We start from the raw sequence: 12,767 nt of genomic DNA on the forward strand, positions 1-12,767 counted from the left end.
TTACTCGCGTAATTTAAAATTCACAACTACAAAACCTACTTGTTGGCTTGGAGCATTAGAATCTGGCTTCCATTTATGTAAACGAGCAGTTTGTTCTGCAGGTTTCATTAGACATGGGTTTGTGTTAGTAGTGCCTTTTACACCTGGAGTAGCACTAACTACATTTCCATTTCTATCCACTACAATTTGCACAACAACTCTACCTTCTTCGTTACAATCTTGTTTTACCGAACTACTACCAGCTAAAGAGCGCCCGTTTAAGCCGTAGCCACCGGTGCCACTCCCTGATCCTGGAGCACCATAATAACTTGTTGCGTATGGATCGCCATTAGGATTACCTTTATCACCTGCTTTATTATCATTACCTTCACTACCAGATGCCGAACCATCAGACTTATTAAGTCCTCCCATTAACTCATCAAGCTTTCGTTTTTTTGCATCTTGTTCTTTCTGCGCTTTCTCTTTTGCCTCTTGTTTTTCTCTAGCAATTTTATCTGCCTCTGCCTTTGCAGCTTTTTCAGCAGCATCTGCTTTTCGCTTAGCTTCTTTCTGCTGCTTCATCACTATAGATTCCTCACTTTCCTGCGTAACAACTTTTTCTGCTGGCTGGTCATTTGAAGAAGCTTCCTTTGGTACAACTTCTTCTACTTCCTCTTGTTTTGAAGGAGGTACAATAGGCTTATCTAAAGGTTCTGATTTAATTTTTTCTGTTGGCTGAACTGTACCACTACCAAAATCGGTGGTTCCAAAATTTATAGAAATACCATTTTCTTCTGGCGGATCTAAATAAGTTAGACCTACATAAAAAAGCAATAACAACAGTGCGCTTAAAAGCACTGTTGTTAAAGTAAATGATTTTTTCTCGTGTCTCGTGTTTAGTAGTGACATTAATTTGGTCGCACCGCCAAAATTACCTTGTATTTATTTCTATTAGCTATATCCATAACGTGAACTGCTTCTTTAATGGCCACGCTTTCCTCAGCTCTTAAAATAATTGTTGGGTTTTCTTGATCTTTTAGTGCTTTTTTTAGTTCAATTTCAATGTATTCTCCGTTAATTTTCTCACTATTTACGAAGTATTCTAAATCTTTATTTATACTAACAGATACATTCTGCGTATTGGTAGATTTTCCTTTTGCTTTTGGCAATAATAAATCTAATGCATTTGGCGAATTAGAAGTTAGCATGAAAAACACCAATAACAAAAAAACAATATCTGTCATCGACGCCATACTAAAATCTGGGCTAACTTTATTTCTACTTTTTAGTTTCATAGTTAGAAATTATAGCGGTTCATTCAATAAATCTAGAAAATCTACTGCGTTAGCCTCCATTTTATGGATAACCTTATCCGTTCTATTCACTAAATGATTATATCCAATATATGCAATAATACCAACTACCAATCCTGCAACCGTTGTTGTCATTGCTGTGTATATACCTGATGCTAATGAACCCATTTCAGCTTGCCCTCCACTTGAGGCCATTTCATGAAAGGCTAAAATCATACCAATTACAGTTCCTAGGAAACCAATCATTGGAGCAGCTCCAGCTATAGTAGCCACAATACTTACGTTTTTCTCTAGTTTATAAACTTCAAGAGTACCTGCGTTTTCAATGGCTGTATTTATATCATCTAGAGGTTTGCCTATTCGAGAAATTCCTTTCTCAGTAAGTCTAGCCACAGGAGAATCTGTTTGAGCACATAACAACTTAGCAGCCTCTAATTTACCATTACTAACATGATCTCTAATTTGGTTCATGAAGTTTTTATCAATTTTTGATGCAGCTTTAATCGCAAATATCCTTTCAAAATAAATATACAAAGCAATAAATAGCATAACAAAAAGAATAGCTATAATCACAATACTTCCTACACCACCATTTACAATTAAATCTATAACTGAAAGTGTTTTTTCTTCAGCTACTTCACTTCCTATTTGAGCCCCTTCAACAAGGTCTTGAAACAATAACATATAATTATCCTATTTTAAGTTGCTGTTATAACGGTAATTTATCGATTAAATTATACGTTTAAAATAAAATTTCTAATTAAAATAAAAACAGCTGCTCCTGCTAAAAATCCAACCAATGCTAACCATGCAATTTTCTTAAAATACCAAAAGAAATCAATTTTTTCCATACCCATTGCAACAACACCTGCTGCAGAGCCAATAATTAACATACTTCCTCCAGTTCCTGCAGAATAAGCAATAAAATGCCATGCTGGTTCGTCTGTTCCGACTTGGAACATACCTATACTAGCTGCAACTAAAGGAACATTGTCTATAACTGCAGAGCCAGCTCCTAATATTAAAACAACTAGATCAGAAATTTTTGTTGAATGTAGCTCAGTTCCCATTCCTGGCACTGTCTCATTTAATGTTCCTGCAAAATGATACAACATACCTAAAGACTCCATTGCCGCAACCGCCATCAAAATCCCTAAGAAAAATAGAATACTTGGTAATTCAATTTTCGATAACGCCTTATGCACCGGGCTGTAATGCGAACCATCATGAACTTCTGAGCCAGTACTCACCTCTGATATACTGAACTTTCTATTACTATATACTTCTGCAAATGCCGCAACTACTGCTAATGAAAGCATCATCCCCACATATGGAGGTAAATGCGTAATAGTTTTAAATATTGGCACAAATATTATCATCCCTAATCCTAGGTAAAACATAGTTGCTCCATATTTAGATTTTGGTTTGTCATCATCACCCTCAACCACATCAATCTCTCCTTTAAATACTGACATTCTCGAAGCTAAGAAAGTTGGTATTGCATAGCAAACGATAGAAGGAACTAGTACATGCTCTATAAGTACTGCCGCCGTAACTTTATTAGCAATCCACAACATAGTTGTTGTAACATCTCCAATAGGTGACCAAGCACCACCTGCATTTGCTGCAATAATAATGATACCCGCAAACCATAATCTAAGTTCACGCTCTTTAATAATTTTTTGCAAAATTGTAATCAATACTATTGTAGCTGTTAAGTTATCTATAATCGCAGATAAGATAAATGCTAATGTTGCAATGATCCATAAAAGACTTTTCTTTTTTCTAGTTTTGATAAAACTTTTAATTGTGGAAAATCCATCAAAATAATCGATAATTTCTACAATAGTCATCGCACCAAGTAGAAACACTAAAATCTCAGCTGTTTTACCAAGATGATGTAATAGAATTGCCTCTAAAGAACCTCCTTCTAATTCTTGAAGTTCTGTATTAACCTCAAAAACAGGCATATGATTTAGGGCAATTACAGCCCATAATAACGACATCATAGCTAATGCCGGTATCATTTTGTCGATTTTTAAATTATGTTCTAATGTAATGGCTAAATACCCAAGTACGAATAAAATTATAATAATGGTTTCCATAAAAATTAGTTAGTTTAAATTAATTGTTTCAATGCTATTTCAAAAGCGGTTTTACTCAAATTTGTTTTAGTGGAATTTTTGCTAAAGATATTCAAAATTGCATTTCTAATAGTTGTAGATGTATCATTAAATATTAATTCATCATCCATAGCCACCCGCCCTTCCATAAAATATGCAAAAACTCGTGCCATTCCACAATTAGAAATAAAATCTGGAATAAGACTTACTCTTTCATCTGTATATTCCATAATTGGACCAAAGAAAATTTCTTTATCAGCGAATGGAACATTTGCCCCACAGGTAATAACCTCTAATCCTGTATTAATCATTCTTGTTATTTGCTCTTTTGTAATAAGTCTAGAGGCTGCGCATGGAGCAAATATTTCGGTTTTTATATCCCAAATGCGATTATTGATTTCATCAAAAGAAAGCATTTTGTTGGAAACCAATGTATTACCGTCCTTATTATTATATAAAGTCACTATTTCATCAAAAGTAAATCCGTCTTCATTAATAACTCCTCCAGCTCTATCAATAATACCCACCACTTTTGCACCCATTTTTGACAAATAAAATGCTGCAGCAGCCCCAACATTACCAAAACCTTGAACTATAGCTCTCTTACCTTCTACGGTACCTCCAAAAATATCATAATAATGTTTTACTGCTTCGGCAACACCGTATCCAGTAATCATATCGGCTACTGTATATTTTCTTTTTGTGTCTGGCGAAAAATTATCACCTTCTAAAACTTTAACAACTCCAAGTCTTAACTGCCCAATTCTATTGATCTTATCTGCCTCTGTTGGCTTAAAATGCCCATTAAATACTCCTTCTTGTGGATGCCATACCCCAGCATCTTCGGTAATTGGAATAACTTCATGTATTTCATCAACATTTAAATCGCCACCAGTACCATAATAACTTTTCAGTAATGGTGCAACAGCATTATACCAACGCGTTAAAACACCTTTTTTTCTTGGGTCTTTTGGATCAAAATTTATTCCGGACTTAGCACCACCTATTGGAGGGCCAGAAACAGTAAATTTAACTTCCATTGTTTTAGCTAGCGATAATACTTCATTCACATCTAATCCCTCTCTCATTCTTGTTCCACCACCTGCAGCACCACCTCTAAGGGAATTAATTACAGTCCAACCTTCTGCTTCGGTTTCTGTATCCTTCCAGTTAAATACTATTTCTGGTGGTTTATTTTCATATATAGCTAGTAAATCTTTCATGTATTTTGAATTTTAAAAATTTAATTAATTTGACTACGCTAAATTCTATTAGCACTCTTCTAGAAAATAATAAAGTTATCCCCCTAAGGGGTTACTGTTGTCTCATATTTTAAATTTTAAAATCCTCTTTGTAGATTATTGCTAGCAAATATAAAAATAATGAAACGCAATAAAAGATTTATAGCAAAAAGTACACGCCTTTTTAAATGTTAAAGTTTTCAAAATCCTCTATTAACAAATTCTTTACTTGAGACTGATTATTTTAAATAAATAATAATTTTCAATTATATTTGCTGTAGTTTTTTAATTATATCGCAATCATATGGAATTTACATTATCAGAAGAACAATTAATGATTCAACAAGCAGCTCGAGATTTTGCTCAAAATGAACTATTACCAGGAGTAATTGAACGAGATGAGGAACAAAAATTTCCAGCTGAGCAGATTAAAAAACTAGGTGAGCTTGGGTTTATGGGAATGATGGTAGACCCTAAATATGGAGGAAGTGGACTTGACACAATGTCTTATGCCATTGCCATGGAAGAACTATCTAAGGTCGACGCATCAGCATCAGTAGTTGTTTCTGTAAACAATTCTCTAGTTTGCTGGGGACTTGAAACATTTGGCAATGAAGAACAGAAAAAAAAGTATTTAACAAAACTTGCCACTGGAGAAATAATTGGAGCATTCTGCTTGTCTGAACCAGAAGCAGGAAGCGATGCAACTTCGCAAAAAACTACTGCTATTGACAAAGGCGATCATTACATCTTAAACGGTACAAAAAACTGGATAACTAATGGAGGCACTGCAAGTGTTTATCTTGTAATTGCTCAAACCGATATTGAAAAAGGCCACAAAGGCATCAATGCATTAATTGTAGAGAAAGGTATGCCTGGTTTTGAAATAGGTCCAAAAGAAAATAAACTGGGAATTAGAGGTAGTGACACCCACTCCTTATTATTTAATGATGTAAAAGTACCTAAAGAAAATAGAATTGGTGAAGACGGATTTGGGTTTAAATTCGCAATGAAAACACTTGGAGGCGGAAGAATTGGAATTGCCTCACAAGCCCTAGGTATTGCTGCCGGTGCATACGAATTAGCATTAAAATATTCTAAACAACGTAAAGCATTTGGTACAGAAATCTCAAATCATCAAGCGATTGCTTTCAAATTAGCCGATATGCACACGCAAATAGAAGCTGCAAGATATTTGGTTTACAAAGCTGCATGGGACAAAGATAACGGAAAAAATTACGATTTATCTAGCGCAATGGCAAAGCTATATGCTTCACAAGTTGCAATGGAGACCACTGTTGAAGCAGTTCAAATACATGGTGGCAACGGTTTCGTAAAAGATTACCATGTGGAAAGGTTAATGCGTGATGCTAAAATTACACAGATCTATGAGGGTACTTCAGAAATTCAGAAAATTGTAATCTCAAGGAGCATTTTAAAGGACTAAAAGTTGATTAAAAAATAAGTGAAACCAAAAACACCCCTAAATATTTAGGGGTGTTTTTGGTTTTTTTATGTTTATCTTAAATAAACCCCCTAAAATATCAGCTTTTTAAAAGAAAAAAATGACTTTTATCTGAATTAACCCCTGAATTTAACAGCTATAGCATTCCATAATGCATGTTATTATCATAATCTTAAATTAACCATTACTTAAAATTAAAAATGATTTTTTTTTAATGATTTATTCCAAACGCTGCTTTTTTTGTTAAATAACAACATATATGGTATAAATAATTCAAGTAAAGTGATATTTTTGAGGAAATACAATAATTTATGGCGTTGGAAAAGCAAGGGTTATACCTACCGGAATTTGAGCATGATAACTGTGGAGCAGGTTTCATATGCAGTCTAAAGGGCAAAAAGTCTAATGATATAATTCATAAGGCATTAGAAATTTTAGAAAAACTAGAACATAGAGGAGCCGTTAGTTCTGATGGAAAAACAGGAGATGGTGCTGGAATTTTAATTGACATTCCTCATGACTTTTTTCAAGAGGTATGTGATTTTGAGCTGCCGAATGCAGGTGATTATGCTACTGGGAATATATTTCTGCCGCAAAAACAAAACCAAAGAGAATTTTGTATTGCCGTTTTTGAAGAAAACATTAAAAAACAGGGATTAAAATTATTAGGGTGGCGTAATGTTCCGGTTAACAAATCCATTCCTGGGCGTATAGCTATGGAAACAGAACCTTATGTTATGCAGATTTTTGTTGCCAAAGAAAATCCCGAACAAACCTTTTTCGATTTTAATCTAAAATTATATATCGCTAGAAAAACAACTGAACATAAGATATTAGCTTCCAAATTATCCGAGAGTAAATTTTTCTACGTACCTAGTCTATCCACAAAAATAATTATATTTAAAGGACTACTAATGCCCGAAGACATAAGTCTTTACTATAAAGATTTAATGGATCCGCGAGTAGTAACAAGACTTGCATTAGTGCATCAGCGTTTTTCTACAAATACATTTCCTACCTGGGATTTAGCTCAGCCATTTAGATACATGTGTCATAACGGCGAAATAAACACTCTTAGAGGCAATGTTACACGCATGCGTTCTAGAGAAGAATTACTAAAGAGCGATTTATTTGGCGATGAAATAAAAAATATTCTGCCAGTTATCTTACCAGGAAAATCAGATTCTGCTACGATGGATATGGTAGTTGAATTGTTATTAATGACCGGAAGATCACTTCCAGAAGTTATGATGATTTTAGTACCTGAGGCGTGGGAAAAAAATCCAGATATGTCTGAAGCAAAAAGAGCATTCTACGAATATAATTCGTGTCTTTCAGAACCTTGGGATGGTCCAGCTTCTATTCCTTTTACAGATGGAAATTATATTGGTGCAGTATTAGACCGTAATGGCTTAAGACCATCAAGATATACAGTTACTAAAGATGGATATGTAATTATGTCCTCCGAAACAGGAGTAGTAGAAATTGAGCCAGAAAATATTGAATTTCATGGCCGATTAGAGCCCGGTAAAATGTTTCTTGTGAACATGGAAGAAGGGCGTATTGTAAATGATGAAGAGATTAAAGAAGAAATAGCTCAAAGACATCCTTACAAAAAATGGCTAGACAAAAACCTAGTTCACCTTAGAGATATACCTTATAATGATTGCCCGTTATTTTTAAACGAAGCATCTTTAGATAAAAGAAAGGCGATTTTCGGATACACATTAGAAGATATAAATACTATTATATTGCCAATGGGTAAAACCGCCAAAGAGCCACTAGGTTCAATGGGTAGCGATACACCAATAGCAATTTTATCTGAACGTCCACAGTTAATTTACAACTATTTTAAACAGCTTTTTGCCCAAGTAACGAACCCTCCATTAGACGGTATTCGTGAAGAACTAATTACTGATATTAGTTTAACACTTGGAAGTGATCACAATATTTTTGATTTTAATGAATTGCATTGTCGTAAATTAAAAATTCAAAATCCTGTAATTTCAAAAGAAGATTTAGATAAAATAAAAAATTACGATGCAAGTCCAGACTATAAGGTTACTTCTATTCCTATTCTTTATGAAGTAAACAAAGGAAATAATGGACTAGAAGATGCATTAGAAACAATGCTAGACCAAGCGAGTAAAGCTATAGATGAAGGTACAAACATAATTATTCTTTCAGATCGTAATGTAAGTAAAGATTTAGCACCAATACCTGCAGTTTTAGCATGTTCCTATGTAAATAGTGGACTTCAAAGATTAAAAAAGCGTTCTAAATTGAGCGTAATAATAGAATCCGCAGAACCTCGAGAAGTACATCATTTTGCATTATTATTCGGATTTGGAGCAAGTGCTATTAACCCATATTTGGTTAATGAAATTATAACGGAACAAATAGAAGAACATGACATTACTGAATTCACAGCAGAAGAAGCTATTAAAAATTATAACAAAGCTGTTGGGAAAGGGATTCTTAAAGTCATGAATAAGATTGGTATTTCTACATTGAATTCTTATAGAGGCTCTCAATTATTCGAATGTATTGGTATAAACACGAAAGTGGTAGAAAAATACTTTCCAAATACCGCAACTAGAATACAAGGTATTGGATTATACGAGATAGAAAAAGAGATTGCCAAGCGCCACCAAAACGCTTTCGAGACTAAAACGGTTGACGCTAATTTAGATTTAGAAATAGGGGGAGAATATAGATGGAGAAGAAATGGAGAAAAACATATGTTTAATCCATTATCCATTGCCAAGTTACAGCAATCCGTAAGAAATAACGAACCAGAATCCTACAAAGAATTTGCCGAAATGGTGAATGAACAATCTGCAAATCTTATGACAATAAGAGGATTGTTCGAATTCTCAAATTACGACCCTATTCCTTTAGATGAGGTGGAACCTTGGACTGAAATTGTTAAACGTTTCAAAACGGGAGCAATGTCTTATGGATCCATAAGTAAAGAAGCTCATGAAAACTTAGCTATTGCCATGAACCGTATTGGAGGTAAAAGTAATTCAGGAGAAGGCGGGGAGGATGCTGAGCGTTTTTATAAAAATCAAAATGGCGATTGGAAAAATAGCGCCATAAAACAAGTTGCTTCAGGTCGTTTTGGAGTTACATCCAACTATCTATCCAACGCACAAGAGATTCAAATTAAAATGGCTCAAGGAGCTAAACCTGGAGAAGGTGGGCAATTACCAGGACCAAAAGTAAATCCTTCTATCGCCAAAACTAGAAATTCCACTCCTTATGTTGGTTTAATTTCACCACCACCACATCATGATATTTATTCAATTGAAGATTTATCACAATTAATCTTCGATTTAAAATCAGCCAATAGAGAAGCAAGAATAAATGTAAAACTTGTATCGGAAGTTGGTGTTGGAACCGTTGCTGCTGGAGTTTCTAAAGCAAAAGCAGATGTAATATTAATCTCTGGATTTGATGGAGGAACTGGAGCCTCTCCATTAACCTCATTAAAACATGCAGGTTTACCTTGGGAACTTGGTATTGCAGAAGCGCAGCAAACACTCGTAATGAACGACCTAAGAAATAGAATTGTTCTTGAATGTGATGGCCAATTAAAAACAGGTCGTGATGTTGCCGTAGCTTGCTTATTAGGTGCTGAAGAATTTGGCTTTGCAACAGCGCCACTTGTTGCCTCAGGATGTATCATGATGCGTGTTTGCCACTTAAACACATGCCCGGTTGGTATTGCAACACAAAATCCAGAATTACGTAAAAAATTCAAAGGCAAACCAGAACACGTTGTAAATTACATGTATTTTGTAGCACAAGAATTACGAGAAATAATGGCTCAATTAGGCTTCAGGACAATCAATGAAATGGTTGGTCAAGTGCAAAAATTGGACAGAAAAAAAGCAATAGACCATTACAAAGCATCAGGTATTGATTTAACTCCTATTTTATACAAAGTCGACGTTCCTGCAGGTACTAAATTTTACAACACCCAAAAGCAAGAACATCATATTGAAAAATCTATTGAGTTTGATATCATTGCAAAAGCGCATCCAGCTTTATTTAGAAAAGAAAAAATAAGTATAGATTACCCAATCACCAATCTAGATAGAGCCGTTGGCGCAATTACAAGTAATGAAATTTCAAAAATTTATGGTGCCGAAGGTCTTCCAGAGAACACTTTAAAATTGAATTTTACTGGATCAGCAGGACAAAGTTTTGGTGCATTTAGCACTAAAGGTATTACAATGATTGTTAATGGAAACACTAATGACTATTTAGGCAAAGGCCTATCTGGAGCAAAACTAATTATTAAAGTTCCAGACAAAGCAACTTTTAAACCCGAAGAAAATGTAATTACAGGTAACGTAACCCTATATGGAGCAACTTCTGGAGAGGCTTACATAAATGGAAAAGCTGGAGAACGTTTTTGTGTTAGAAATTCTGGAGCTAAAGCCGTTGTAGAAGGTATTGGTGATCATGGCTGCGAATATATGACTGGAGGTATTGCAGTGATTTTAGGAGAAGTAGGTAGAAATTTTGGAGCTGGTATGAGTGGTGGAATTGCGTATATTTTTGATGAAAATAAAACTTTCGAGAAGAAATGCAATAAAGAGGCATTAAATATTTTACCTGTAGACGAAGATAAAGATATTGCTGAATTAAGAGCATTAATAGAGAATCATTATAATGCTACATTAAGTCCATTAGCACAAAGAATTTTAGAAAAATGGGAAGTTTCATTACCAAAATTCGTAAAAATATTCCCTGAAGAATACAAACAAGCATTAATTCGTTTAGAAAACGAAAAATTAGAAACTATATAAATCGAACACATGGGAAAGATAACAGGATTTTTAGAATTCGATAGAAAAGTTGAACAGTATGCACCCGTAGAAGAGCGTTTAAAAAATTATAAGGAATTTACGCTTCCTATGGAACAAAAAGAACTTAAAGAACAAGGAGCACGCTGTATGGATTGTGGAATACCTTTTTGCCACAGCGGTTGTCCTTTAGGAAATTTAATCCCTGATTTTAATGATGCTGTCTACCATGGCAAATGGGATAAAGCATCATCTATATTACATTCTACAAATAATTTTCCTGAATTTACTGGACGCTTATGCCCAGCTCCTTGCGAAGAAGCATGTGTACTTGGTATAAATGAAGATCCGGTATCTATTGAGAATATTGAAAAAAACATAGTAGAAACAGCATTTAAAAATGGCTGGATCAAAGCTAATCCTCCAGCTTCAAGAACTGGAAAAAAAGTAGCAGTTGTAGGCTCTGGTCCATCAGGTTTAGCTGCAGCACAGCAATTAAATAGAGCTGGACATACAGTAACTGTTTTTGAAAGAGATGAAAAACCAGGAGGTCTTTTAAGATATGGCATCCCAGATTTCAAGATGGAAAAACATATTATAGATAGAAGACTTGAAGTATTAAAAGAAGAAGGTATCATTTTTAAAACTGGTGTTCATATTGGAGTAGACATCAAAGCAGATCAACTTAAAAAAGATTTTGATGCCGTTATCCTTTGTGGTGGCGCTACAGTTAGAAGAAATCTTCCAATAGAAGGATCGAATTTAAAAGGTGTCGTCCAAGCTATGGATTTCCTGGCGCAAAACAATAGAAGAGTTGATGGTATAAAGGATTTAGGCGAAGAGATAAAAGCCACTGACAAAAACGTTGTTGTAATAGGTGGTGGTGACACAGGTTCTGATTGTATAGGAACTTCATTTAGACATGGAGCAAAATCAGTATCCAACTTTGAAATTATGCCTAAAGGAACTACAGAACGCCCTGAAGATCAACCTTGGCCGTATTGGCCAATGCGCTTGCGTACTAGTACATCTCATAAAGAAGGAGCAGAAAGGTTCTTTAGTATTTCAACCAAAAAATTTATTGGTGATAAGGATGGTAATCTTAAAGGTTTAATTACTTCGGAAGTAGAATGGATTAAACAACCAGGACAAAGACCACAACTTAAAGAAGTAGAAGGCACGGAGAAAGAGTGGAAATGTGAAATAGCATTACTCGCTTTAGGATTTACAGGTTCAGAAATGACCATTGCAGAACAACTAGGGCTAGAAGCCGATACAAGAACAAATATAAAAGCATCTGCTAAAGATTATATGACTAATGTTCCCGGTGTATTTGTAGCAGGGGATCAAAGAAGAGGACAATCATTAATTGTTTGGGCAATATCTGAAGGCAGACAAGCAGCACATCATATAGATGAATATTTAATGGGAACAAAATCTTTATTACCATTAAAAGGTGATGGTGATTTACCGAGAATATAAGCACTCAACAAACACTTAAACTTAGAAGCCACTTACTGTTGTAAGTGGTTTTTTTATGTTATATAGTTTCGTGGTTTGTATTTAAAGCAAGCCATTCTATTACTCCTTTTGTATCTTATATAAACAAAAAAAGTCCTCAATATTTCTATTGAGGACTTGCTTAAAAAAAGGCGACGACCTACTCTCCCACTTGGTATAGCAGTACCATCGGCGCTGATGGGCTTAACTTCCCTGTTCGGAATGGTAAGGGGTGGACCCCATCGCCATGGCCACCTTAAATCTTTAGTTGCGTTTACATATTTAAGTAGACTAACAACAATTTTGTTAACATATTAAAGGGACAAAAT

At 34.8% G+C, this 12,767-nt stretch carries 8 protein-coding genes and 1 rRNA gene; 3 read left to right on the top strand and 6 right to left on the bottom strand.

Annotated elements, in window-relative coordinates; translation table 11 throughout:
* Genes B8963_RS11450 through B8963_RS11470 form a run of 5 tightly spaced genes read right to left on the bottom strand, consistent with a single transcriptional unit; the run spans position 1 to position 4,638 of the window.
* The gene (locus B8963_RS11450; protein ID WP_084061654.1) at positions 1–888 is read right to left on the bottom strand and encodes an energy transducer TonB; all 888 of its coding nucleotides are present in this window, start codon (positions 886–888) and stop codon (positions 1–3) included.
* The gene (locus B8963_RS11455) at positions 888–1,274 is read right to left on the bottom strand and encodes an ExbD/TolR family protein (protein WP_084061655.1); all 387 of its coding nucleotides are present in this window, start codon (positions 1,272–1,274) and stop codon (positions 888–890) included. Before B8963_RS11455 ends, B8963_RS11450 begins: the two co-directional genes overlap by 1 nt.
* Positions 1,275–1,283: 9 nt before the next feature.
* Positions 1,284–1,976, bottom strand: a complete 693-nt coding sequence (locus tag B8963_RS11460) for a MotA/TolQ/ExbB proton channel family protein (RefSeq protein WP_084061656.1) — start codon at positions 1,974–1,976, stop codon at positions 1,284–1,286.
* A 50-nt stretch (positions 1,977–2,026) separates the two neighbouring features.
* A complete protein-coding gene (nhaD, locus tag B8963_RS11465) occupies positions 2,027–3,397 on the bottom strand; it encodes a sodium:proton antiporter NhaD (RefSeq protein ID WP_084061657.1) in 1,371 nt (456 codons plus the stop codon).
* 14 nt (positions 3,398–3,411) lie between these two features.
* Positions 3,412–4,638, bottom strand: a complete 1,227-nt coding sequence (locus B8963_RS11470; protein ID WP_084061658.1) for a Glu/Leu/Phe/Val dehydrogenase dimerization domain-containing protein — start codon at positions 4,636–4,638, stop codon at positions 3,412–3,414.
* 322 nt (positions 4,639–4,960) lie between these two features.
* Here B8963_RS11470 and B8963_RS11475 point away from each other — a divergent pair, with 322 nt between their 5' ends.
* From B8963_RS11475 to B8963_RS11485, 3 genes are all read left to right on the top strand, one after another.
* Positions 4,961–6,103, top strand: a complete 1,143-nt coding sequence (locus B8963_RS11475; protein WP_084061659.1) for an acyl-CoA dehydrogenase — start codon at positions 4,961–4,963, stop codon at positions 6,101–6,103.
* Between the two features lie 329 nt (positions 6,104–6,432).
* A complete protein-coding gene (gltB, locus tag B8963_RS11480) occupies positions 6,433–10,941 on the top strand; it encodes a glutamate synthase large subunit (RefSeq protein ID WP_084061660.1) in 4,509 nt (1,502 codons plus the stop codon).
* A 9-nt stretch (positions 10,942–10,950) separates the two neighbouring features.
* A complete protein-coding gene (locus B8963_RS11485; RefSeq protein ID WP_084061661.1) occupies positions 10,951–12,420 on the top strand; it encodes a glutamate synthase subunit beta in 1,470 nt (489 codons plus the stop codon).
* Positions 12,421–12,585: 165 nt separating this feature from the next.
* On the opposite strand, the gene rrf is transcribed toward B8963_RS11485, so the two are convergent.
* Positions 12,586–12,697: ribosomal RNA gene (gene rrf / locus B8963_RS11490) — 5S ribosomal RNA — on the bottom strand.
* Between the last annotated feature and the right edge of the window lie 70 nt (positions 12,698–12,767).

Origin of the sequence: Cellulophaga tyrosinoxydans, from assembly GCF_900176415.1 — a bacterium.
Classification (GTDB): domain Bacteria; phylum Bacteroidota; class Bacteroidia; order Flavobacteriales; family Flavobacteriaceae; genus Cellulophaga; species Cellulophaga tyrosinoxydans.